Here is a 22,346-nt window from a genome sequence, read left to right as displayed (position 1 = left end):
GCGGCTAGCCGCGGTTCATTGCTGAGCGCTAGCCGTTGAGGCCTTCAGCCGCTCATTCACGCTGCTGCGCAACTGCAGATACGCGGACACGTACTGGGGAAAGCCCGTCGCATTTGCCGCGTATTTCAACGCATCCAGCGCCACCAGATCCGCACCAAAACGGCTAAGCGGCTGACTGGCAACCGGCAGCGTCATAGGGTTGAAATTGCGCACTTTCCATTGACGCTGCGTGCCGAGTATCAGCGAGGGAATCCGCTCAATGATGAAAACCTTGGCCGGCGCCCGTTGCTGCTCATATTTCACTTCTGCGTTGAGCCGCAGCGCGAGCTCACTGTCGCGCGCTTCAGCGGCCCTGAAAATCATTTCGCACTTTTCGAGCCACTGTTGCCAGAAGGCCGGCTTCGCGATCAGGTAATTGCAGAACACGGTTTGCATCGAACTCATGAAAGTGGCACCAACGTTCAAGTCGGGTGCGATCAGACGCAGTGCGCCGTTGATCGCGTGTTCGATACCCTGATGACAGAGGTTGGCGTGCTCGAAGACGTTAGTGAAAAATGCCGCCTGATCGAAGTACGGCGAGAACGTGATGACATCCACATCGTCGGGCGTATTGTTCACAAACTCTCTGACCTGTGCCGAAGTCAGCCCGGTCTTCTGCGTGAACTTCGGTGAGAAGAACCCATAGCGGGCTTCGGGATTCAGCGTGCTTTCGAGGAAAAACCGGCGCATCGGCCAGTATTCACGCCAGTCGGGCCGCTGCCTGGTGTTGTCGAGCGGGATGAAGCCAGGCGCAATCGACTGGCGGGTTTCTTCCGAATAGAAGATCTGATAGATGTCGTTGTTCACGAATGTTCCGCGTCGAGGTGATGCTCTTCTGCTACTTCGAACGACTGTGCCGGCAGGTCTTCACACCAGCGGCGCCAGATCACGCGCAGTGCACGGCTCATGCCTTGCGCGATGCGTTCTGGACGGAACATCGGTGACTGCTCGCAGCGCTCGCGCATGCTGGAACGCAATGCAGCGAGCGCCCGCACATCGGCGGCGAGGCTTGCGGCCTTGCGCACATAGTCGTCCTTGTCGTGCGCGATGAATTGCGGCAACCCTACATGCGACATCGCCGTGAAACCACTACGGCCCGGCACGGTGTCCGCTGGCAGCGTCAGCGTCGGCACGCCCATCCACAGCGAGTGAAGCACGGTGGTGAGGCCGGAGAACGGAAAACTGTCGAGACAGATGTCCACATGGTGATGCTGTTGCAGATAGACCGGCACGCTCGAACGCGAGCGAAAATCAAGCCGCTCGCGTGCGATGCCCTCTTCGGCAAACCACTCCACCAGTTCACCGAGGCTTCCGTCGCGCGGCATTGCGCCAATCAGCATCCGTGAATCGGGCACTTCGCGAAGCACCCGTGCCCACAGTGCGATCACGTCACGCTGCAGTTTGTCGAGGCGGTTGAAGCTGCCGAACGTCACATGGCCCTTGTGCAGGGCGGGCAGCGAGTTCAGCGGAGGACAGTGCCTGTCGGCTTCGAACGGCGCAACCGCCGGAATGTAGGCGATCTGCTCAGAGAACTGGCTGCGGAACTGCTCTGGCACCCAGAAGCGGTCGGCGAAGAAATAGTCCACCGCATCGAGACCGGTCGTGCCCGGATAACCGATCCAGCTCGCCTGCAGCGGTGCCGGTTTGCTTGCCATGCAGCGCAAGCGGTTCTCCGCGGTATGGCCGGCGAGGTCGATCAGAATGTCGATTCCGTCGGCGCGGATCTTCTCTGCCACTGCCGGGTCCTTCATGCCGACGATAGGATGCCAATGGTCGAACATCCCGCGCAGGCGCCCGGTTGTCTCGTCGATGATCTGCGTGTTCGAGTAGGCGTGGAGCGACAGGCTTTCGTCGCGCGCCAGATGCGCGAGCACCGGCTCGAAGAAGTTGGCCATTGCATGCCGGCAGAAATCGCCGGAGATGAAGCCGACGCGCAACTGGCGATTCGGCTCACGCGTATTGTCATGCTTCGGCCAATGCGCTTTGAGCGGCGCTTCGAAGCGTTCGGCGAAACGCCGATGTTCGGTGAAGATCTCAGCCGGTGTGACGTTGTCGCTGTGGGTGACGCAGAAGGCCAGATTGCTGTAAGCGAGTTCGTTGTCCGGATTGACCTCGATGGCCTTGCGGAAGATGTCTGCAGCTTCCTTGAGTCGTCCCTGCTTCATCAGCGTCACGCCGAGCGGATTGCACGTGATCCAGGATGCACCGCCGAGTTCCATGGCCTTACGGCACAGCTTCTCCCCCTCATCAAAGCGCCCCATGGAGGTCATGAGAATACCCATGACCCGGTAAGCCTCCGGGTAGTCGGGTCGCATTTCCGCCAGTTGACGGCAGAGCTTCTCTGCTTCCTCGTAGCGGCCTTTCGAAATGAGTACACCGGCTGCGATCTGCAGAACATCGCTGTCTTCAGGGGCTAATTGCAGCGCGGTCAGCGCGTGGGCGAGCGCTTCATCGAATTGCCCGATTCTGTGCAGCGAGGCCGAAAGCACTTTCCAGCCGAAGCCGTGTTGCGGAAAGCGTGCGGTGAAGGTGCGGGCGGTGGCAAGCGCCTCTTGCACGTGCTGGCCGTTATACAGCTTGGCGAGCGCTTGCGACTCCTGTACGTTGGGTTGCGCGTGATCTTCCTTGGCGGGATTGCCTGGGATTTTGCTGGCGCTCACCGGTGCGGGTTCCGGCTCCGGCTGCGGGTTCGATACCGCGATAGTCGGTGTCGCAGCCTCGCTCGTTTGCACCGGGTTGGCAATCTTGATCGACTGCTGCTTCGACACTTGAGTCATGACGCCGATCAGCCGGTCGATCTCAGGCCCGGCAAGTCCGCGTTGCTGCGCCATTTCAAGTGCCACCCATGCCGCTTTCAGCTTGTCAGCCTGCAGCAGGCCGTCGATGTAGTTGGCCCAATACTGCATGTTGTTCGGGTTGCCGCCCAGCGCCTTTTCCAGGTACGCGAGCGACGCTTCGGGCTGGTGAAGCCGGATGGCGATCACGCCGAGCTTGTGGTTCGCGTCTGGATGATCTGGGTAGGTGGCCAGCACGGTCTGATAGAACGCACCCGCAACTCCGTATTCCTGACGGGCATCTGCCGCAAGGCCGTCACGCATCGCGAGGGCTGCCTTCAGATGAATTCGCAATGTGTCGTCACCGGGCAGCAGGGCGGCAGCGTTCTGCAGCGGCCCGGTGGCGCCGGCGAGATCGCCGCGCCGCAGATGTGCGTAGGCCAGCGTCTTCCAGCCAAAACCTTGACGCGGCAACACCTGGACCATCTGATTGGCGAGCGCTTCGGCGTTGTCGTGCAGGTTGCTGGCCGACAAGGTCTCGATTGTCGCGATGAATTCGCCCGCCAGCGCGTCCAGTTCGCTGGGCGGGTTGGCGGCGGGCATTTCGGTCAGGTGCTGGGGTACGGCCTGCTGCGGTTCGACATCGGTAGTCATGAGGGTCCTTGGTTGCCAGGCAACGCGCGTCGTCGAGCCTCGCCCGGGTCGACAAGAGCGGGCGGACGACGGCCGCATTGTCCTTGGCATAGTCTAGCGACGCGCGCCCTGGCCGATTGGACGAGTAAAGGCCGGATTCCCCTCCATTTCGCCGGTCCCGGAGTCGGGCGCTGCTGGTCTCCGTGGCGAAAAAAAAGCCCACTATGCGCGGGCTTGAGGCGAACGAGCGCGCCTGACTTCGGCGCGTTTCTAGTTATTCAGTGGCAGAGGCAGCAAGCGCTTCCAGGATGAGCGGACCGTCCAGATCCCCTTGCGCCTCCAGATATTCCAGTAATGTCAGAACAGGGCGACGCGGTTGTACTGCTGCGCGGCCTTCGTGCGTTGCACGGCTACCTGAAATTCCTCGCTGAGTTCGGCTTGCGTGTTGCGCGCCTCGCTTAGCACGGAGCCATTCATGGCCTGAATCCGGCGAACCAACACCATCGCAGTCGGGTCCTGCTCCGGCTGGATGGAATGCACCAGCGGCGAGCGCTCTTCAGCGAGGCGTGCCGCGCGTTGCCAGTCAGCAATCTGGCCGGCCTCGGCGATTTCCTGCGTCAGTTTGAATACGCGCTCAACGAGTTGCGTCTGGCTCATCTTGGTGTGCTCCGTCGTGATCTCTTAAGCCGTTCGTCAGGACTTGCCCGACGCCAGTGCGCCTGCGCTGTCCGCGCCGCCGAACAGTTGGGTCAGGTACTGAGTGTCGTTTTCCGTGGTGGCCATCAACGATTGCAGCGCGGTGAACTGCGCGGTGTATTGTGAGGTCAACTGCGCCTGATAGGCCGTCAACGCGGTCGACTGCGTCTTGACGTTTGCCAGGTCAGAACTGAACACTGCGGTGCGTTGATCGAGAATGCCGCCGCTCGACGTGAACGTGTTAATGCTGGTGTTCAACTGCTCGCCGACACCGTTTGTCAGGTTAAACAGCGCTGAGACCTGGGTGGGATTGTTTGTCAGCGCCGTATTCAACGTGTTCGTATCAAGCGTCAACGTGCCGTCCGTATTCAGCGAAATACCGATCGACGCCAGTGTGGACGTGACGCCGTTAGAGGTGACCGAGCCGCTGACGATATTGCCGAGCGCGGACTGGATCAGATTGACTGTCGAGTCGCCGAGCAACGGGCCGCCCTGCGAGCCTGCCGAAGCCGACGAGTTGAACGAGGTGAGCGAACTGATGGTGCTTACCACCGAGTTGTAGTCGCTGACGAAGTTTTCGATGTCAGTGGCTTGCGTGGTGGTGTCTGCGGCCACGGTCAGCGTTTGTGGCGCCTTGCCGGTGGTATCTATCGCGGCGGACGTGAGGTTCAGCGTGACGCCGTTGAGCGCAGTGGTCACCGTATTGGTGGCGCTCGTCGCGGCCGTGCCGTTGATCGTAAATTCAGCATCCTGAGCGTAGGCGCTCTGGGTCCAGCCGTTGCCCGTGCTGATGGCCGACTCGCTGCCTGCCGTGCTGTCGCTCGCCGCCGTAGTGGTTACGGCGAGGCTATTCAGCGGCGCGGTCGTCGACGAGGCATTCGAAACGCTGACATTGATCGTGTTGGCGGCTCCCGTGGCGGTCGAACTGAGCACCAGGTGAGCCCCGTCCGTACCGTTGACGACAGTTGCCGCAATACCAGGATTGTTGTTCGACTGGTTGATCGCGGTTGCGATCTGGGTAAGGGAATCGTTTGCCCCGGTGACGTTGAGGCTCATCGATTTGCTGCCGACCGCTATGGTCAGCGTGCCTGTGCCCATCGCACCTGCGTCGGTCGAATCGAATGCTTTCGAGCTAATGCTTTGCGCGGTGGCTATCTGCGATACGTCGACCGAGTAAGTGCCGGCTACTGCGCCCGTTCCTGCGGTCGCGGTGAGGCCAGTGCCGCTGGCGGTTGCGGTGAACGACGTCAGGAACGCACCACCATAGAGTGGCCCGAGGCCGACCTGCAACTCTGACAACATGGCGGACAGCGAACCGAGCGCGGAAATCTGGGTGTTGTCGTTAGTGGCTTCAGTGGTCAGCGCGGCCACCGTGCCGGCGGTTTTCGAAGCGACGAGAGCGGTCACGAGCGACTGGACGTCCAGTGAGCTGTTGCCCGTCGCGCCCCCAATGATGCCCTGGGCTGCTTCCTGCAGGGCCGCTGCCGCCGCAGCCTGTACTGAGGCAACTGATGTGCTTGCACTCGTTCCGGAAGAAACCGTCGACATATGAGCTCCGTGCTTGCTTTGGACCGCGCGACCGAGGTCGTGACTGTTGTGCCAGGTCCGAACGTGGTGACGGGAGGACGAGCCTCCCGGTAAAAAAACTTTTACGGATGGGCCGTCGATACTGCGCTACGGCCCATCCGTTTTACAGCGTCAGACTACCTTACTGCAGCAGCTTCAGAACTTGCTGCGGGTTCGAGTTGGCTTGCGCCAGAACCGAGATACCTGCTTGTTGCAGCACTTGCGCCTTGCTCAGGTTCGCGCTTTCCTGTGCGAAGTCCGCGTCGGTGATCTGCGATTGTGCGCTCGACAAGTCGGTCGACTCAGCTTGCTGCGACGTCGCGATACCCGTCAGACGGTTTTGCGCTGCGCCGAGCGTTGCCTGGATGTTGTTGATCGTTGCCAGAGCGTTGTCGATCGACTCCATCGCGAGGTTTGCGCCTGCGGTGGTGCTGACGTCGATGTTTGCAACCGACGACGGCTGGTTGTTGTAGTTGATCGTTTGCAGCGTCGTAGCGCCTGTTGCCGAGCTTGCTGAGCTGTTACCTGCAGCGCCGATCGTGCTGACCGGCGTGGCGCCGGCGTTGAAGGCGAGCGAGCCGCCGCTCGACGTTGATGTAAAGAGGGCCGTGCTTGCGGTGGTCGTCAGCGCGTTGCCGTTCTGGTCGACGAACTGGAAGCCGCCAGAACCATTAGATTCAACCGTAATCGACGTGATCGTGCCGGCGCCGCCTGCTGATGCAGCGAGGCCGGTTGTCGGGTTGATACTCAGGCCCGACAGTGTGCCCACCACCGCGCCGGCTGCAGCCGTCGAACCGAAGCCAGTTTCAGCACTATTGATTGAGGTCACCTCGTTTGCAATCGCGAGGCCACTATTACCGGTGGAGTTGACTGCGATGCCGTCGATACCGCTGCTCGTGCCGGTGATCGTGAACAGTGCTGCTGATGCCGTGCTCGAGATAGCCTGGTTGTTCTGGTCGGTGAACGTGTAGCCGCCCGTGCCGTTTGCGACGACGTTGATCGTCGTGATCGCGCCCGTGCCGCCCGACGAGTTTGCTGCGCCGGTCGAGGTCAAGTCGAGACCCGAGATCGAGCCGATCGTGGTGCCAGCCTGAACCGGGCCGCTGCCCAGCGATGCTGCCGACACGCCTTGGCTCAGGTTGATGCTGATCGTTTGGCCGACGCTTGCGCCAACCTGAACGGTGACGTTGCCTGCCGTGCCGTTAAGCAGATTGATACCGTTGTACGACGTTTGCGATGCCAGACGGTTCACTTCAGCAACTTGCTGCGCCACTTCCTGTTGCAGTGCTTGCTGGTTTTGCGCCGACAGCGAGCCGCTAGCGGATTCAGTAGCCAGCGAACGGATCGTCTGCAGCGATTGCGTGATTTGGCTCAGGCCCGTGCCGGCCGTTTGCACCATCGACACGCCGTCGTTTGCGTTCGACACACCTTGGTTCAGGCCGTTGATGGCCGTTTGCAGGGTCGTCGAAATTGCCAGGCCTGCTGCATCGTCTGCTGCGCTGTTGATACGCTTGCCCGAGGACAGGCGGGTAATGGCTTGCGAGAGTGCGCTGCCTGAAGAGTTCAGGTTTTCCTGAGCGGTCAGTGACGAGATATTACTGTTGATGCTGAGCATGAAAATCTCCCAAGAGGCTGTTGCCCTGAAGTTACTGTCACGTTGACATGGGCGGAGCACTCGTTCATTGCTGGCCGCCTCTGAGCAGGATGTCGGCGCAGGAAAAAAAAACTTGAGGGACTTTGTTGAATTTGGACCTAATTGTTTTACAGCGATTTACAAGGTGGACGGGCTGAGGAGCCTTACAGGGCGGTCAGCAAGGGTGTCTGCGCCGGCGCAGAGGTTGAAAAGTCGCGGTATTCTGTTTCTCCGTCTTTCAGCGCAAATGGATGAAGAAATCATGCAAAAACGCAGGATTGGCAATTCGCAATTGCAGGTCGCGCCGCTTATGTTTGGCGGCAATGTGTTTGGCTGGACCGCTGATGAAGCGACGTCATTCGCAATTCTCGATGCGTTCGCCGATGCAGGGCTGGATTTCATCGATACCGCGGACGTGTACTCCGCGTGGGTGCCGGGTAATCAGGGTGGGGAGTCAGAAACCATTCTCGGCAAATGGTTTAAGCGAAGCGGCAAGCGCGACCAGATCGTTCTCGCCACCAAGGTGGCCAAGCATCCGAAGCGCACGGGGTTGTCGGCTGGAAACATCCAGGCTGCGGTCGAGGATTCGCTGCGGCGTCTGCAAACCGACTATATCGACGTGTATTTTTCGCACGAGGACGCGCTGGACACGCCGCTCGCCGAGACGCTCGGCGCCTACCAGCGTTTGATCGAAGCCGGGAAGGTGAGGGTGATCGGCGCCTCGAATTACAGCGGCGCGCGCGTCCAGGAAGCGCTGGCGGTATCGCGCGAGCACGGCTTGCCCGAATATCAGATTCTTCAGCCCGAATACAACCTGTATGACCGCGAAGCATACGAAACCGACCTCGAACCGGTTGCGCAGGCGGAAAATCTGAGTGTGGTCGTGTATTACAGCCTGGCTAGCGGTTTCCTGTCCGGCAAATACCGCTCCCGTGCCGATCTGGCGAAGAGCGCGCGTGGCAGCCGGGTTGAAAAGTACCTGAACGAGCGCGGCACCCGCATCCTGGAGGCGCTTGATGCAGTCGCCGACCAGCACGGCAGCACACCCGCTGCGGTGGCGCTGGCCTGGTTGATTGCGCGGCCAAGTGTAACGGCCCCCATTGCCAGCGCGACGTCCGTGGCACAACTGGAGAGTCTTACCGCTGCCGTTCACCTGATGCTGACCGGCGCGGACATGCGGGCCCTGGACGATGCAAGTGCCTGGCGGAACGGCTAAAATGATGGTAGGCACGGTATTTTCCTGATATCATCGGGAGTGAATTGAGATCTTTGCCTGTTTCGTCTGCTCTCGGGCGGGCGAAGTGGCAACAGACGCGGCGCTTGCGATGTGCGTCTGCCCGCGTTCAGCGGTGAACTCCCCACCTCTCTTTTCCGGCCTCCGTGGCCGCTTGCCTCTCGCTTTGTGCATGGTTTCGTTTTCCTGTTATTGGCCATGAAATCGAAGCGACCGGAGGGCCGGCGCGTGAGCGGTATGCCGCCACGCAATTACCCGTATACAGCGATTTAGTTAGGAATTACATGACGACGATTCTTCTGAAGGAAAACGAGCCGTTCGAAGTGGCGATCCGCCGCTTTCGTCGCGCAATCGAAAAGAATGGCCTGATCGCAGAACTGCGTGAACGCCAATCGTACGAAAAGCCGACGACGGCGCGCAAGCGTAAGAAGGCTGCTGCTGTGAAGCGCCTGCACAAGCGCCTGCGCAGCCAGCAACTGCCGAAAAAGCTGCACTAAGCACGCTTTTCAAGCACAGCCGAACGGCGGTGTGAGCTTCGAAAGAAGCCACACCGCCGTTTTGCATTTTGGGCGCGCAGGAGTTGCGCCCGCGCCGGTTTATTCCGTACGGTTTCCCGCCGTTCCGGCCTTGACGGCGCGCGCGCGTCAGGCAGCCTTTTTCACTCGTTCCGCCGACAGTCCGAATTGGCGCGCAATTGAGACGAGCCTTTCCGGCCATTCCCAGGTGCCGAATACATCGTGGACGTTCTGCAGGCAACTGAGCAGATCGACGGTGGCCGCGTCGTAGATGTTGATGCGGGAGCGTAGCAGCGCTCGTTTGAGGGCTGTGATACCCACATCCATGTAGGCCGGTACTTCGACTGGCGTCTTATTGATGAAGCGGACGGGAATCCCCTCCATCGCAGTCATGTAGTCCCGCGGCTTGATATAGCTGCCGATCGGGCAGCCGCCGCAGTATCCGCGATAGGCGCCTCCGCCGCGTGGCAGCAGAGCGGCACGCCCCTGGACGTCGAGGTGGGCGACAGCCCGGTCGAATATCTCCTGATGCGTCAGGAAGTTTAGACTTTTCATTGTGGTTCCCCTCTGCGCACTGGACGCAGCGGTCATTCGTTGGTTCGAGTCAAACGGTTGCAGGGCCGCTTAAATGCAGTTCGGGAGCGTGCCGTCGCTCGGAAAACCCAGGAACGTCAGTCACGGATGCCTATGTGCGGAGTGCTTGTGTCTGGATCCATCACCATGATGGTCGGCGGGATATCCCGCTCGCGCTGGCGTTGGGCGGCATCTCAGGCTCTTCAATAGATATAACGGCCGAAGCCGGTAAAAAGAGTAGTGTCAGCGTTCGCTGGGGAGCAATTTTGACGTGTTGGCGCTGTATCTGCGGTGACGCGAGCAGCCGGAGAGACCGATGGAATAAGGCTTTAAAAGTCTGACCCGTGCCCGATCAGGACTTTCCCGAGGCAGTAGTGACGTGTCGTTCTGCTTGTGCGAAAAGCAGCTTTGCGCCGGATCGACTTGACGGACGGCAAGCGCCTGGCCGGCGAGGAGGACGTTACGCCCGGAGCTGGCTCGAATGTGGTCAAGCGCGGAACTCGCGTCGCCGCCGGCGATGCCGCATGCCAGCTCGCTTAAGAGGGCATTCTTCAAGATGCTTTCTTGTTGCGCCCTTTCTTGCCAAGAGCCGCGCACTGCGCGCGACAAGTGCAATCACTCTGATGATCGTTGACCATACCGACAGCCTGCATAAACGCATAGCAGATCGTGGTGCCGACGAACTTGCAGCCGTAGCCCTTAAGTCCCTTGCTTAGCGCATCGGAGATTTCGGTGGAAGCGGGCGCGTGCTGATACGACGCCCATTCGTTCTGGATCGGCGTCTGGTCGACGAAAGACCAGACAAAATTGGCGAGCGACCCGTGTTCCCCCTGGATCTGCTGGACCGCGCGGGCGTTGGTGATGGCCGCTTCAATCTTGCCGCGATGCCGGACAATTGACTCGTCGAGCACCAGCTTGTCCACATGCTTTGGCGTGAAGCGCGCCACGGTGTCGATATCAAAGTCGGAAAACGCGCGGCGGTACCCGCTGCGCTTGTTCAAAATAGTGGACCACGAAAGGCCTGCCTGCGCGCCCTCGAGCACGAGCATTTCGAAGAGATGTTGATCGTCGCGCGACGGCACACCCCACTCGGTGTCGTGATAATGTGCGAGCGCTTCGCTCGATGCCCAGTTACATCGCTGTGTCACAGTCCGGCTCCTGCTAGCTCATGTGGGTCGAAGGCCCAGCTGTCCGGGCTTCGCCAGCATAGCGGAACGATCGGCCGATGCAACTAGACCATCTGGCCAGTTGCTCGATTGAAATGGACCTGCCACGCTATATGGCACTTCATTGGCAACCCCTTCACACAGACTCATTCGATGAATACAGACCTCTTTCTGATCGGCATCGACGGCGGCGGCACCGGCACACGGGTCGTTCTGGGCGACGCCGAAGGCCGCGAACTCGCTCAGGCGACGAGCGGCCCTTCGGGCCTCGGACTCGGTATTGAGCGCGCCTGGCAAGCCATTCAGGCAGCCAGCAATGAAGCGTTCAGAATCGCGGGCATCACGCCCAACTGGTCGCGTTGCGTGTTGGGCTGCGGACTGGCGGGCGTCAACAATCGCGACTGGCTGGCCGAATTTCGGGCGCAGGCGCCTAGCCTCGCCGCTCTTGCCGTCGAGAGCGACGCCTACACGACTCTGCTCGGTGCACACGGTGGCGCTCATGGGGTGATCGTTGCGCTGGGAACGGGCAGCGTCGCGGCGGTGCTGGACGGCAAAGATGAATGGCGGCTCGCCAGCGGCTTTGGTTTTCCATCGGGTGACGAGGCGAGCGGCGCCTGGCTCGGTTTGCGGCTGATCGTACATGCGCAGCAGGCGCTCGATGGCCGCGTGCCCTTTGACGCGCTGGCGCAGGCGCTGCTCGAGCGGGTCGGCGCGCAGGATCGCGACGGACTGGTCGTCTGGCTTTGTGAGGCCAATCAGACCGCCTACGCGAGCCTTGCGCCGGTGGTGTTCGAGCATCGTGGCCACCCGCACGCTGCGAATCTGCTGAGCCAGGCGGGGACGGAGATTGGCAAGATCATCGCGGCGCTCGACGTCTCCGGCGAACTGCCTGTTGCTCTGTGCGGCGGCCTTGGCGTGCCGTTACGTGAATACGTGCCGTCGCAATATCAGGCGAGACTGCGTGCGCCGTTGGCAGACTCCGCGCATGGCGCGTTGTACCTGGCGCGGCAAGAAGCAGCGCGGGTCGTCGCGAAATTCGCGGGTTAGGGAGAGGGGAACGGCGGGGCCAACGCGCCAAGCAACGATAAAATACGAGCTTTGACGCTTTTCGGCTGCCCAAATCATGTACAAAGTCATTGCCACTGATCTCGACGGCACCCTGCTCAACGGCGACCATCAGGTCGATCCGTTCACCGTCGCGACGGTGCGCCGGCTGGAAGCGCAAGGGCTTCACTTCATCATTGCAACGGGTCGCCACCATCGTGACGCGGCCGGGATTCGCAACCTTCTCGGCATCCGCCCTTACCTGATCACTTCGAATGGCGCGCGAATCCACGCGCCGGACGACACGAGGATCTTCGCGGACAATCTGCCGCCCGCCGCGGTGCAGCGCCTCGTGCGGCCTGAGATTGTCGGAGCGCATGGCCGGGTAATCGTCAATCTGTTCGCCGATCGCGAATGGTTGATCGATCGCGACGCGCCGGAGCTGCTGCGCCTTCATGAGGATTCCGGTTTCAGCTACGAGGTGACTGACCTGCAGCGGCACGACGGCGTTGGCATCGCCAAGACGCTATACATCGGCGAGCCTTCAGATCTCGCCCAGGTCGCCGCGAACCTGCAGCGCGAATTCGGTGATGCGCTCTATGTCACTTACTCGCTGCCAGATTGCCTCGAAGTGATGACATCGAATGTGTCGAAGGGGCGCGCGCTGAAGTTCGTGCTCGCGCGTCTTGGCGTGGACGCGTCACGCTGCGTCGCCTTCGGTGACAACATGAACGACATCGATCTGCTGGAAACTGCCGGGCATCCGTTCATGATGCAGAACGCGAATCCCGACCTGATCACTCGCCTGCCGGACGTCCCCCGCATCGGCAACAATTTCGAAGGCGGTGTCGCGCGCCATCTCCGCAAGTTGTTCGCGCTGGATGACGAACTCGCGTCGTGAGGCGTGTCTTATCCGGGTGCGTAGCCCAGCGGGTAAACGTTCGGCGCCCATCCGCGGATAAATCCGGATGGGCGCCGGCTGATGCCAACGAAGGTCAACTGAGGCACGCGGCCGAGGTCGGTCATGTGGTGAACATTGCCGCAGAAGTTTCACCTGCGTTGATCAAGGGCTTAACGGGTTAGCCGTGCCAGCCCGGGCTACGGTGGTCGTCACGGTAGTTGCCGTGGCCATAGCGACGGTCGCCGTGATCCCAGCCCCGATGGTCCGGGCCGTAGTAACCGTGATCCCACGCGGGCTGAGGGTAGTACACCGGCTGCGCGTAGGCGGGGCCCGGCTGGACATAAACCGGAGCCGGCACACCAAGCGACAAGCCGACGCTCAAATCCGTATGCGCTTGCGCGACGCCGCATGCGCCAGCTGCAAGACCTGCTGCTACAAGCAAATGTGTGACGATGCGCTTCATGTGTATTCTCCTGTGGGGGACGTGTCGTCCTACAGGTTCAATCTACGCGTTGCGCGGCCGGCCTGGTGCGACCAGATGTTACGGTCTGCAAGCATCATTGTTGCGGTTTGCGTCCTTTATTGCGACGGCTGCGGCACATCGCTGCATTGAATGCGGGCCTTAGCAGCCGCGCCGTACAAGCCGTTGCCGCTCGTCTTACTACGCTTGCGGCCCCGATTCGAACGGCATCACGCTTCAAACGCCTGGCGCTGTGGTAAGCGTCCCTTACATCTGTGCCAACTAATTAATGTGCCGCGCTGGCGGGAGCACCCGGCAGCGCCGCGCAAGGGCAATCGTTTGACCGCCCGTTCAGACCTTGATGGTCATGCTGGAAGCTTGCGTGCGGGGTGCCGCCACGCCAATCGAGCTTCACAATATAAATACTGTCGAAATCGTCGCTGTGCCACTTGGGGACATCGGCGGCGTTGCCACCATGGGCACTCACCATTTGCCGCACCAGCTTTTCGATCAGCTTGTGCTCCCACGCAATTACGACGAGCTTGTTGCGATACGCGGGATCGACAAGCGTATTTCCTAGCTGGTCGATCTGCGTGAGCCCGTACGGCGTTTGCACTGGCATCTGGAATTGAATGGCGGTGGGCTCGATTGTCGCGAGTGGCCGCACATAGTAATAAGGATGGCCACCGTCGTTCTTTTGCTGTCCGGGATCGGGCGCAAAGATCGCATTCGGTTTGCCGAATTTGGCCGCAATCACTGCCGGAAGTGCGAGCGATCGGTTAAGGCCCTGGCAATTGAGTTGGCCGAGGCCCTCGGCCGGCTTTTCGCCGTGACGCACGAATACCAACGTTTCAATCGTGCTATCGGCCGCGTGTGCAGCCAGTGGCGCGAGGGCGCCAATACAACATGCGACGAGCCAGCCTATAAAGCCGTGACGCAATCCTCGGGAACCGTTCATCGGGAGCCCTCATTGAGCCGTGTGAAAGTCGCACGATTCTAGCAGCGAGGCCGCCGATCCCCGCGAGTCAACCCTTGATCCGGTTTGGGGCACGAGGTCGTGAATCTGATCGGCATTCCACTTCGCAATTCACTAAGTTGGCAACTGCACGGCAGTAACCGCGAAACGCGATGCCAAATAAAAAGCGGGCGCCGTAGCGCCCGCTTTAAGGCCCCGTCTTTCTGATCGAAATTATGCCTGTAGCATGGCTTGCCGCTCGAGTGCCTCGCGGCGGCCGCCAGAAATGGCCGGATACAGCACGCCGGCGATTACCGCGCCGATGATCGGTGCAATCCAGAACAGCCACAACTGATCAACCGCTGCGCCGCCGACGAACAGCGCCGGGCCCGTCGAACGTGCCGGGTTCACGGAGGTATTCGTGACCGGAATCGAGATCAGATGAATCAGCGTCAGGCAAAGGCCAATAGCGATTGGTGCGAGGCCTGCCGGGGCGCGCTTGTCGGTGGAACCGAGAATCACGAACAGGAAGAAGGCGGTCATGACGACTTCGCAGATGAATGCTGCTGCCAGCGTGTAGTGGGCAGGCGAGCGGTCGCCGTAGCCGTTGCTCGCGAAGCCGCTCGCGACCAGGTCGAAGCCTGGCTTGCCGCTCGCGATCAGCGACAGCACGAACGCGCCGATGATCGCGCCAATCACCTGTGAAACGATGTAGGGAGCCAGATCGCGGGCCGGGAAGCGGCCCGCTACAGTCAGACCGACGCTGACCGCCGGATTCAGATGGCAGCCGGAAATGTGGCCGATAGCGTACGCCATGGTCAGCACGGTGAGGCCGAAGGCGAACGAGACGCCCACGAAGCCGATACCCAGCCCATGTACCGGACCAGCGAAATTGGCGGCGAGGACGGCGCTGCCGCAACCCCCGAGGACCAGCCAGAAGGTGCCGAACAGCTCGGCAGCCAGGCGCTTTGACAGCTGCATAATACGTAATCCTAAAAAAATTGACTCAATTGAAGCGACGCAACGGGGATTCAGATGCACACCTTCGAGCGTGAGATTCTAGGGATATCCAATGGAATCGGGTGTGAAGAATTGTCAATCTTTGGATGCGGCGAGCGGATTATTTCGCGATAAGGCGTGATCCATTTAACAATTCGACAAACATTAATAAATTATCAGACGATATCCCGATTTTTTGGGTATTAATGACGATTGCGAAATTCGCTAATTGCAGCTAGTCTCCGGGCAATACGTTCTACAAAAAGGGAGAGCCGAAATGTCGCAATATGCAGAACTGAAGGCGCAAATCGCCAGATTGCAGGCTCAGGCGGACGAAGCACGACGTACAGAACTCGGCAATGTGATCGAGGATATTCGTAGCAAGATTGCCGAGTACGGCCTGACCGCCCAGGACCTGGGCTTTGCCGCGGCGGCCCGGCGGGGCCGACCGCCGAAGAAGGCGCCGTTGCCGCCTAAGTATCAGGATCCGAAATCGGGTAATACATGGAGCGGGCGGGGTAAGCCGCCCAATTGGATTGCCGGTAAGAACCGCGACCGGTTTTTGATCGATCAGGCTTAGTCGATCAGCGCATTATCTCGGTGAAAGCTTCTTGAAGGTAAATGGTGCGTGGAAGCTTAAAGCGGTGCGTAACTTGCCTCTGATTTGTAGCGGCTTTTCATAGTAAAAAAGCCACCTTTGACAGGTGGCTTTTTTGATGATCGCTGCTAATTCCGTGCAATTCCGCTCGCGCAAACGATTCACATGGCATTCTTGCACGCAGTTGACAGTTTGAACGCCGGCTAAAGCAACCGGCTCTAGCGCATTCTGCTAATTCAGCTTTAGCCTACGGCGACCTGACGCAGCATCGGACGACGTTCTGCTTCGATCAGCGCGGTGTAGCCATCCACGTAGTTCTGCGCCATGGTCTTTGCGCTGAAGCGGCGTTCGAACTGGGCGCGGATTTCGGTGCGCGACAACTGATCGAGCTTTTGCAGCGCGGCGACCGCGCCTTGCACGTCTTCCACTACATAGCCGGTCACGCCGTGGTCGATCACTTCCGGCACCGAGCCGCGATTGAAGGCAATCACCGGTGTGCCGCACGCCATCGATTCGATCATCACCAGGCCGAACGGCTCGGACCAGTCAATCGGGAACAGCAGCGCCTTCGCGCCCGAGAGGAACTCCGGCTTCTGCGCCTCGTTGATCTCGCCCACGAATTCAACATGCGCCTGCGACAGCAGCGGCTCGATCTCAGACTTGAAGTAATCCTGGTCGACCTTGTCCACCTTGGCGGCGATCTTCAGCGGCAGACCGCTTTGCGCGGCGATCTTGATAGCTGTATCGACGCGTTTTTCCGGACAGATGCGGCCGAGGAACGCCAGGTATTCAGGCTTCTTGTGGGGCTGCGGGGTAAGCAGCTGCCCAGGCAAGCCGTGGTAAATCGTATTGAGCCAGTTCGCCTGTTTCAACGGGAGACGCTGCGAGTCGGAAATCGACACGACCGGCGCGTGCGAGAAGGCGTCGAACACGGGCTGCAATTCGGGCAAGTCGAGGCGGCCGTGCAACGTGGTGACAAACGGCGTGTCGAGCGTCGAGAATAGCGGGAACGGCAAGTAGTCGAGGTGAAAGTGCAGCACGTCGAATTCATGCGCGATGCGGCGCACCCGTTCCATCAACAGGACGTGCGGCGCCATCGCGTCGCGCACCGTCGGGTCGAGGCGCAGGGCACGGGGCCAGGCGGCTTCGAGCTTGGCGGAGGTCACCGAATCGCCGCTTGCGAACAGCGTGACATCGTGGCCGAGGTCGACCAGCGCTTCGGTCAGATAGGACACGACGCGTTCGGTGCCGCCATAAAATTTCGGCGGAACTGCTTCGTATAGCGGGGCAATTTGTGCGATTCGCATGCGTACTCTCCTGTCTTTGCCGGCGTGAGCGCTTTAGTGCTGACTCCGGTCCCATGCAACATAGTTGCTGTTCATAGAGGCTTCGCGGGACGGCGCTCGGATAGAGCGAGGGGCGATGCCTGGCGGACGGTCGGGCGCGGTAGGCCGCCGCCCGGGAGGCAACCCGTACTGCACCGGGTTATCCCTTAATGCCATTATCGGGATCGGGCGCGCTAATTCGAGTTATTTTTCAAACGCTTAATGTTGTTACAGCGCGAAACATCATGCGTAACAGGTGCCGAGGCGCCATCCCCACGCCCCAGATACCTGGCGAAACGGCTCTGAACCTTACCGCGCCGGGCCCTCACGCCTGGCCAGAACGAATTAGTCGGCCGCGACTAAGCGGGGTGTGTTACGTCTGCTGGAAACGCTCTATAATTCGCCGGAACGCCTTACGGTGCGAAAAAAGTCCCACATCGTCGCACCGTTCAATTGGTCAAACGACCGCCAACCAGTCTTACATAAAACTTTCAGCGCTCCATTTGTAGGAATAATTCCTACACAATTAATGGATTAATCCGCCGCGCAGACGGGGTGTCTGTCTGATTTCCGTTCCCTTTTGCTTTCGACACAATGCTGGCAAGACCATAAACGGGCAGATCGCGTGGGTTGTAGTGCGCGCGTTCGAGCAAACGTTTCCGTAACGGCCTGACCAGCCAGATCGACTTCGGGGGAATCATGGGCACCACAAGTGACATGCTCAATGAGATAAGAGAAGTAAACCTGTCTTACCTCCTGCTTGCTCAGCGTCTGCTGCGTGAGGACAAGCCGATGGGCATGTTCCGCATGGGCATCTCAGATCAGCTAGCCGACGTCATCGCCAATCTGTCCTTGGCGCAGACCGTCAAACTGGCCGCGTCCAGCCAGGTGCTATGCCGGTTCCGCTTTGACGACCACGCTGTCCTGTCCACCTTGGCGGACAAGGGCAAAACCAGCGCCATTGCCCAGGCGCATTCCGCGATCCTGATGGCGAGTCAGCCCGTCGAGCAGGTCGGCTAATGCCGGCATGCGAAGACGGGACTACTGAGCCGCATCCGCAGCAAGACCAGGACCCGGGAAGGCGAGCGCATGGCAACTAAGAGTGTGGTACTCGAAGTCAGGGAGATTACTCTCGCCATCGAGTTGATTGAACTTGGCGCGCGTTTGCAATTGCTCGAGGCCGAAACTAGCCTCTCGCGCGACCGCCTCATCAAGCTGTACAAGGAACTGAAGGGCGTTTCACCGCCCAAGGGCATGCTGCCGTTCTCGACGGACTGGTTCATGACCTGGCAGCCAAACTTCCATTCGTCCCTGTTCTACAACATCTATCGCTTCATGGCGGACCACGGCGGCTGCGAGACGATCCAGTCGATCGTCAAGAGCTACCGCCTGTATCAGGAGCACGTGCGGCTCCACGACGACGAGCCCGTGCTCAGTCTGACCCGGGCGTGGACGCTGGTGCGCTTTTTCGACTCCGGCATGCTGCAGATGACCCCCTGCTGCCGCTGCGGCGGCCATTTCGTCGCCCACGCGCACGACCCGCAGCGCGGCTTTGTCTGTGGATTGTGCCAACCGCCGTCCCGCGCCGGTAAGACTAAGAAAGTTGCCGAAGCGAAGGTGCGCGCCAGTCAGCTCGCCGAACTGGAAGTCTGAGGCGCGGCGCGCCAGCGCCCGTCCTGTCTGCATTGCGGCCCGGAGCTCCCGCTCCGGGCCGCCGTCATAAGCCTGTGGTTTACACCGGGCTGCCAACACGCTTTTCCGCCAAAGTTTTCTGCTCCGTTGCCGTAAACCAGTTTAACGACGGTCTCCGTCGCTTCCTTGTGAGGGCTCGGCTGTGCTGATTTTTGTGGGAACACTCGTGACGCTGTTGTCCGTCTTTGGCGGTTACGCCATGGAAGGCGGGCACTTGGGCGCGCTGCTTCAGCCAGTCGAATTGCTGATGATCGGGGGCGCCGGTGTTGGCGCGTTCGTGCTCGGTAACGGCATGAAAACGATCAAGTCGACGCTGGGCGTGCTACCTACCCTGTTCAAGGGCTCCAAATACAACAAGGACGTTTACATGGAGCTGATGGCGCTCCTGTACGTTCTGCTGGCGAAAGCGCGCAAGGAAGGCACGCTGACGCTGGAAGCCGATATCGACGATCCGTCGAAAAGCCCGATCTTCACGCAGTATCCGAAGATTCTGGCCGATCACCACATCATCGAGTTTCTGACCGACTACCTGCGTCTGATGGTCGGCGGCAACATGAATGCGTTCGAAATCGAAAGCCTGATGGACGAGGAAATCGAAACGCATCACACCGAAGGCGAAGCTCCGGCGCATGCCCTCGCCAAGGTCGGCGACGCGATGCCGGCGTTCGGGATCGTTGCCGCGGTGATGGGCGTGGTGCACACGATGGCCTCCGCCGACAAACCGCCTGCCGTGCTCGGCGAGATGATCGCCCAGGCGCTGGTTGGCACCTTCCTCGGCATTCTGCTTTCGTACGGGCTGATCGGGCCGCTCTCGAGCGTCGCGGAACAGCGCGTCGCCGAGTCGACCAAGATGTTCCAGTGCATCAAGGTGACGATCCTCGCGAGCCTGAATGGCTACGCACCGGCGATCGCCGTCGAATTCGGCCGCAAGGTGCTCTTCTCGACTGAACGTCCGTCGTTCAGCGAGCTGGAAGAGCACGTGCGCCGCGTGAAAGCCAAGTAACCGCGCGGCCCCGGGACAGATTCGATGAGCAAGGACAAAGACCGCGCGATTGTCGTCAAGCGTGCCGCGCCGAAAAAGGCGGGGCACCACGGCGGCGCGTGGAAGCTCGCTTACGCGGACTTTATGACCGCGATGATGGCGTTCTTCCTGCTGATGTGGCTGCTGAGTTCAGCGACCACGGTGCAGTTGCGCGGCATTGCGGACTACTTCAACCAGCCGCTGAAGGTCACGCTGTGGGGCGGCGACCGCAGCGCTGAGGACTCGAGCATTCTCAAGGGCGGCGGGCGCGACGTTACCACTGACTCGCAGGGCATCACGCGCCAGAGCGATGGTTCAATGACCCGCGCCGAGCGCACCGCAGCGAAGAACGACGACGAGGCCGTCAAGCAGATGCAAGGTGAGCTGGAGCGTCGCGAGCAGATTCGCCTGCACGATCTACAGGTCAAGCTGATGGCCGCGATCGAAGCGAACCCGGTGCTCCGTCAGTTCAAACAGCAGATCCGCATCGATTCGACGCTAACGGGCCTGCGCATCGAGATCGTCGATTCGCAAAAGCGGCCGATGTTTGCGACGGCCCGTGACGAAGTCGAGCCATACATGCGCGACATCCTGCGCGAGATCGGTCACACGCTGAATGACGTGCCAAACCGCATCATCGTGCAGGGCCACACCGACGCCGTGCAGTACGCAGGCGGCGAGAAGGGCTACAGCAACTGGGAGTTGTCGGCGGACCGCGCGAACGCTTCGCGCCGCGAGCTGATTGCGGGCGGCATGGACGAATCGAAGGTAATGCGCGTGATCGGCCTGGCGTCGACGCAGAACCTGAACAAGGCCGACCCGCTCGACCCGGAGAACCGGCGCATCAGCATCATCGTGTTGAACAAGCGGTCGGAGGAGGCGTTGATGCATGACGACTCGACCACCACGACCTTGTCCGACGACGCAGCGGGCTCGGCCCAGCTGCAGAGCATTACGCAGACGCAACCGGTGACGGTTGCTCCGAAGGCGCCTGTCGTGGCGCCGAAGTGAAAGACGCGTTTCGTCTGACTGGCACAGCCGCTCGCGGCGCACCGTCAGGCGATCCATTGTGAGCGCAGCGAGGTTTTAATGATCAGGCACATTCTGGCAATCGACGACTCGGCAGCGATGCGGGAGATTCTTTCCGCGACGCTGACGACGGCCGGCTATGAGGTGACGGTCGCGGCGGACGGCGAAGAGGGCCTGGAAAACGCGCTCGCGGTGCCGTACGACCTCGTGTTGACGGACCAGCATATGCCGGGCAAGACCGGCCTCGACCTGATCGCAGCATTGCGCGGCAACCCGGCTTACCAGATGACGCCGATCCTCGTCCTTACGACGGAATCCGGCGAACCATTCAAGCAAGCGGCGCGGGCTGTGGGTGCGACAGGCTGGATCGAAAAGCCGCTTGACCCCGACATGCTGACGGAACTGGTCGCGGCGCTGGCCGAAGACGGCCCCGCCTGAGCTCATTCACCATTTATACAAGCGGCACGGCAGCCCAAGCCTAGACAGGATCTCTCGCGGTGACCCAGGCATGACACTCGACATCACTCAGTTCTATCAGACGTTCTTCGATGAAGCGGACGAGCTGCTCGCACAGATGGAGCAGTTGCTGCTCAATCTGGACATCGGCCATCCGGATCCGGAAGACCTCGCGGCGATCTTTCGCGCTGCGCATTCGATCAAGGGCGGCGCGGCCACGTTCGGCTTCACCGCACTGACCGAAACCACCCACATTCTCGAATCGCTGCTCGACCGCGCGCGCAATAACGAACTCAAGCTGCGCAAGGACATGATCGACACGTTCCTCGAAACCAAGGACGTGCTGTCCGGCCAGCTGGCCGACTATCGCGCGAGCGCCGAGCCGGATGCGGCGGTGGCGGGCGCGATCTGCGCCAAGCTCGAACAGCTGTACGCGGAAAGCCGTTTCGGTGAAACGCAAGCCGCCGCAGCGCCTGCATCCGCACCCGCTGCCCAGCCGGCGGTGGTTGTGTCCAGCGACGGACGGGCACCCGAACATGTCGTTGAACAGGCAGTACAGGTCGCCGGCGAACTAGCCGGCGCCGAACCGGCACAGACCGGCACAGCAACAAGCGCGGCCGGCGGAGAAACCGGCCCGCATCTAAAAATTACGCTACGGGGAGTAGGTGAGAAGGACCAGGATCTGCTGGCCGAAGAGCTCGGCAACCTGGGGCATATCGTTGGACGGGTCAAGTCAGGCGGCGATCTGACGCTGTGGTTGCAGACCGATGTTACGTCCGACGACATCATCGCCGTGTGCTGTTTCGTGATCGACGACAGTCAGATCTCGATTGGCCGCGGCACGGCACCGGTGGAGGAATCGGAGCAAGGCGAACCTGGAACGCCAACTGCTGCGGATCAAACACCGGCGTCTGCATCATCGGCACCGGCGAGTCCGCCGGCGCCGCGGCATGGCTTGTTCGAGCCAGTCGTACAGCAGGCCGCAGCGCCCGCACCGGTTGCGGCTGCACCCGCACCGGAGCTGGTTGCTGCGGCAC

22 protein-coding genes are annotated in these 22,346 nt (G+C 60.7%); 11 read left to right on the top strand and 11 right to left on the bottom strand.

What is annotated here, in order from left to right; genetic code table 11:
- Positions 1–15: 15 nt before the first annotated feature.
- The 5 genes from WCA85_RS33175 to WCA85_RS33155 form a co-directional block, all read right to left on the bottom strand.
- Complete coding sequence (locus WCA85_RS33175) at positions 16–846, bottom strand: hypothetical protein (protein WP_424069654.1); 831 nt, start codon at positions 844–846, stop codon at positions 16–18.
- On the bottom strand, positions 843–3,467 hold the full coding sequence (locus tag WCA85_RS33170; protein ID WP_424069652.1) for a tetratricopeptide repeat protein: 2,625 nt from the start codon (positions 3,465–3,467) through the stop codon (positions 843–845). The genes WCA85_RS33175 and WCA85_RS33170 overlap by 4 nt, the downstream gene beginning before the upstream one ends.
- Positions 3,468–3,803: 336 nt before the next feature.
- Positions 3,804–4,103 carry a flagellar protein FliT gene (locus tag WCA85_RS33165; protein WP_424069650.1) on the bottom strand — a complete coding sequence of 100 codons (300 nt, stop codon included), beginning with the start codon at positions 4,101–4,103 and terminating at the stop codon, positions 3,804–3,806.
- A gap of 36 nt (positions 4,104–4,139) precedes the next feature.
- A complete protein-coding gene (gene fliD, locus WCA85_RS33160; RefSeq protein WP_424069648.1) occupies positions 4,140–5,690 on the bottom strand; it encodes a flagellar filament capping protein FliD in 1,551 nt (516 codons plus the stop codon).
- A 160-nt stretch (positions 5,691–5,850) separates the two neighbouring features.
- On the bottom strand, positions 5,851–7,323 hold the full coding sequence (locus tag WCA85_RS33155) for a flagellin (RefSeq protein ID WP_424069646.1): 1,473 nt from the start codon (positions 7,321–7,323) through the stop codon (positions 5,851–5,853).
- A gap of 280 nt (positions 7,324–7,603) precedes the next feature.
- Here WCA85_RS33155 and WCA85_RS33150 point away from each other — a divergent pair, with 280 nt between their 5' ends.
- Positions 7,604–8,557, top strand: a complete 954-nt coding sequence (locus WCA85_RS33150) for an aldo/keto reductase (RefSeq protein WP_424069644.1) — start codon at positions 7,604–7,606, stop codon at positions 8,555–8,557.
- Positions 8,558–8,859: 302 nt separating this feature from the next.
- Positions 8,860–9,072, top strand: a complete 213-nt coding sequence (rpsU, locus tag WCA85_RS33145) for a 30S ribosomal protein S21 (protein ID WP_074262890.1) — start codon at positions 8,860–8,862, stop codon at positions 9,070–9,072.
- 147 nt (positions 9,073–9,219) lie between these two features.
- Here the strand turns inward: rpsU and WCA85_RS33140 are convergent, their stop codons facing one another.
- Positions 9,220–9,645, bottom strand: a complete 426-nt coding sequence (locus WCA85_RS33140; RefSeq protein WP_424069642.1) for a hypothetical protein — start codon at positions 9,643–9,645, stop codon at positions 9,220–9,222.
- Positions 9,646–10,214: 569 nt separating this feature from the next.
- Positions 10,215–10,811, bottom strand: coding sequence for a DNA-3-methyladenine glycosylase I (locus WCA85_RS33135; protein WP_424069640.1), 597 nt, complete (start codon positions 10,809–10,811; stop codon positions 10,215–10,217).
- Between the two features lie 171 nt (positions 10,812–10,982).
- Between WCA85_RS33135 and WCA85_RS33130 the strand changes: the two genes are divergently transcribed.
- Together WCA85_RS33130 and WCA85_RS33125 are read left to right on the top strand one after the other, a co-directional pair.
- On the top strand, positions 10,983–11,876 hold the full coding sequence (locus WCA85_RS33130) for a BadF/BadG/BcrA/BcrD ATPase family protein (RefSeq protein ID WP_424069638.1): 894 nt from the start codon (positions 10,983–10,985) through the stop codon (positions 11,874–11,876).
- Positions 11,877–11,952: 76 nt separating this feature from the next.
- Positions 11,953–12,774: a Cof-type HAD-IIB family hydrolase gene (locus WCA85_RS33125; protein ID WP_424069636.1), complete on the top strand. Its 822-nt coding sequence runs from the start codon at positions 11,953–11,955 to the stop codon at positions 12,772–12,774.
- Positions 12,775–12,952: 178 nt separating this feature from the next.
- Here the strand turns inward: WCA85_RS33125 and WCA85_RS33120 are convergent, their stop codons facing one another.
- The 3 genes from WCA85_RS33120 to aqpZ form a co-directional block, all read right to left on the bottom strand.
- Positions 12,953–13,237 carry a hypothetical protein gene (locus tag WCA85_RS33120; RefSeq protein WP_424069634.1) on the bottom strand — a complete coding sequence of 95 codons (285 nt, stop codon included), beginning with the start codon at positions 13,235–13,237 and terminating at the stop codon, positions 12,953–12,955.
- A gap of 283 nt (positions 13,238–13,520) precedes the next feature.
- The gene (locus WCA85_RS33115; RefSeq protein WP_424069632.1) at positions 13,521–14,192 is read right to left on the bottom strand and encodes a histidine phosphatase family protein; all 672 of its coding nucleotides are present in this window, start codon (positions 14,190–14,192) and stop codon (positions 13,521–13,523) included.
- Between the two features lie 231 nt (positions 14,193–14,423).
- Positions 14,424–15,170: an aquaporin Z gene (aqpZ, locus tag WCA85_RS33110; RefSeq protein WP_424069630.1), complete on the bottom strand. Its 747-nt coding sequence runs from the start codon at positions 15,168–15,170 to the stop codon at positions 14,424–14,426.
- Between the two features lie 295 nt (positions 15,171–15,465).
- On the opposite strand from aqpZ, the gene WCA85_RS33105 reads away from it, so the two are divergent.
- Positions 15,466–15,768, top strand: coding sequence for an H-NS histone family protein (locus WCA85_RS33105; protein ID WP_424069628.1), 303 nt, complete (start codon positions 15,466–15,468; stop codon positions 15,766–15,768).
- Positions 15,769–16,028: 260 nt separating this feature from the next.
- On the opposite strand, the gene WCA85_RS33100 is transcribed toward WCA85_RS33105, so the two are convergent.
- Positions 16,029–17,093, bottom strand: coding sequence for a glycosyltransferase family 4 protein (locus WCA85_RS33100; protein ID WP_424069626.1), 1,065 nt, complete (start codon positions 17,091–17,093; stop codon positions 16,029–16,031).
- 717 nt (positions 17,094–17,810) lie between these two features.
- Here WCA85_RS33100 and flhD point away from each other — a divergent pair.
- The 6 genes from flhD to WCA85_RS33070 all read left to right on the top strand — a co-directional run.
- The gene (gene flhD / locus WCA85_RS33095) at positions 17,811–18,131 is read left to right on the top strand and encodes a flagellar transcriptional regulator FlhD (RefSeq protein WP_424069625.1); all 321 of its coding nucleotides are present in this window, start codon (positions 17,811–17,813) and stop codon (positions 18,129–18,131) included.
- A gap of 69 nt (positions 18,132–18,200) precedes the next feature.
- Positions 18,201–18,764 (top strand): flagellar transcriptional regulator FlhC, encoded by a 564-nt coding sequence (flhC, locus tag WCA85_RS33090; protein WP_424069622.1) that lies wholly within the window; start codon positions 18,201–18,203, stop codon positions 18,762–18,764.
- A gap of 181 nt (positions 18,765–18,945) precedes the next feature.
- Positions 18,946–19,806, top strand: a complete 861-nt coding sequence (gene motA / locus WCA85_RS33085) for a flagellar motor stator protein MotA (protein ID WP_424069620.1) — start codon at positions 18,946–18,948, stop codon at positions 19,804–19,806.
- 24 nt (positions 19,807–19,830) lie between these two features.
- Positions 19,831–20,835: a flagellar motor protein MotB gene (gene motB / locus WCA85_RS33080; protein ID WP_424069618.1), complete on the top strand. Its 1,005-nt coding sequence runs from the start codon at positions 19,831–19,833 to the stop codon at positions 20,833–20,835.
- A gap of 78 nt (positions 20,836–20,913) precedes the next feature.
- A complete protein-coding gene (locus tag WCA85_RS33075) occupies positions 20,914–21,291 on the top strand; it encodes a response regulator (RefSeq protein ID WP_424069616.1) in 378 nt (125 codons plus the stop codon).
- Between the two features lie 70 nt (positions 21,292–21,361).
- Positions 21,362–22,346, top strand: a 985-nt coding sequence (locus WCA85_RS33070) for an Hpt domain-containing protein (RefSeq protein ID WP_424069614.1), incomplete at its 3' end; no start/stop codon positions are given.

This window comes from Paraburkholderia sp. (genome assembly GCF_049581445.1).
In the GTDB taxonomy this organism is placed as follows: Bacteria; Pseudomonadota; Gammaproteobacteria; order Burkholderiales; family Burkholderiaceae; genus Paraburkholderia.
Note: the sequence above shows the minus strand (reverse complement) of the source record. Positions and strands in the feature narration are given on the sequence as shown.

Excerpts from the sequence above, each read along its gene's own strand:
- WCA85_RS33170 (WP_424069652.1), bottom strand. The coding sequence starts at position 3,467 with ATGACTACCGATGTCGAACCGCAGCAGGCCGTACCCCAGCACCTGACC.
- WCA85_RS33165 (WP_424069650.1), bottom strand. The coding sequence starts at position 4,103 with ATGAGCCAGACGCAACTCGTTGAGCGCGTATTCAAACTGACGCAGGAA.
- fliD (WP_424069648.1), bottom strand. The coding sequence starts at position 5,690 with ATGTCGACGGTTTCTTCCGGAACGAGTGCAAGCACATCAGTTGCCTCA.
- WCA85_RS33155 (WP_424069646.1), bottom strand. The coding sequence starts at position 7,323 with ATGCTCAGCATCAACAGTAATATCTCGTCACTGACCGCTCAGGAAAAC.
- WCA85_RS33150 (WP_424069644.1), top strand. The coding sequence starts at position 7,604 with ATGCAAAAACGCAGGATTGGCAATTCGCAATTGCAGGTCGCGCCGCTT.
- rpsU (WP_074262890.1), top strand. The coding sequence starts at position 8,860 with ATGACGACGATTCTTCTGAAGGAAAACGAGCCGTTCGAAGTGGCGATC.
- WCA85_RS33140 (WP_424069642.1), bottom strand. The coding sequence starts at position 9,645 with ATGAAAAGTCTAAACTTCCTGACGCATCAGGAGATATTCGACCGGGCT.
- WCA85_RS33130 (WP_424069638.1), top strand. The coding sequence starts at position 10,983 with ATGAATACAGACCTCTTTCTGATCGGCATCGACGGCGGCGGCACCGGC.
- WCA85_RS33125 (WP_424069636.1), top strand. The coding sequence starts at position 11,953 with ATGTACAAAGTCATTGCCACTGATCTCGACGGCACCCTGCTCAACGGC.
- WCA85_RS33120 (WP_424069634.1), bottom strand. The coding sequence starts at position 13,237 with ATGAAGCGCATCGTCACACATTTGCTTGTAGCAGCAGGTCTTGCAGCT.
- WCA85_RS33115 (WP_424069632.1), bottom strand. The coding sequence starts at position 14,192 with ATGAACGGTTCCCGAGGATTGCGTCACGGCTTTATAGGCTGGCTCGTC.
- aqpZ (WP_424069630.1), bottom strand. The coding sequence starts at position 15,170 with ATGCAGCTGTCAAAGCGCCTGGCTGCCGAGCTGTTCGGCACCTTCTGG.
- WCA85_RS33105 (WP_424069628.1), top strand. The coding sequence starts at position 15,466 with ATGTCGCAATATGCAGAACTGAAGGCGCAAATCGCCAGATTGCAGGCT.
- WCA85_RS33100 (WP_424069626.1), bottom strand. The coding sequence starts at position 17,093 with ATGCGAATCGCACAAATTGCCCCGCTATACGAAGCAGTTCCGCCGAAA.
- flhD (WP_424069625.1), top strand. The coding sequence starts at position 17,811 with ATGGGCACCACAAGTGACATGCTCAATGAGATAAGAGAAGTAAACCTG.
- flhC (WP_424069622.1), top strand. The coding sequence starts at position 18,201 with ATGGCAACTAAGAGTGTGGTACTCGAAGTCAGGGAGATTACTCTCGCC.
- motB (WP_424069618.1), top strand. The coding sequence starts at position 19,831 with ATGAGCAAGGACAAAGACCGCGCGATTGTCGTCAAGCGTGCCGCGCCG.
- WCA85_RS33075 (WP_424069616.1), top strand. The coding sequence starts at position 20,914 with ATGATCAGGCACATTCTGGCAATCGACGACTCGGCAGCGATGCGGGAG.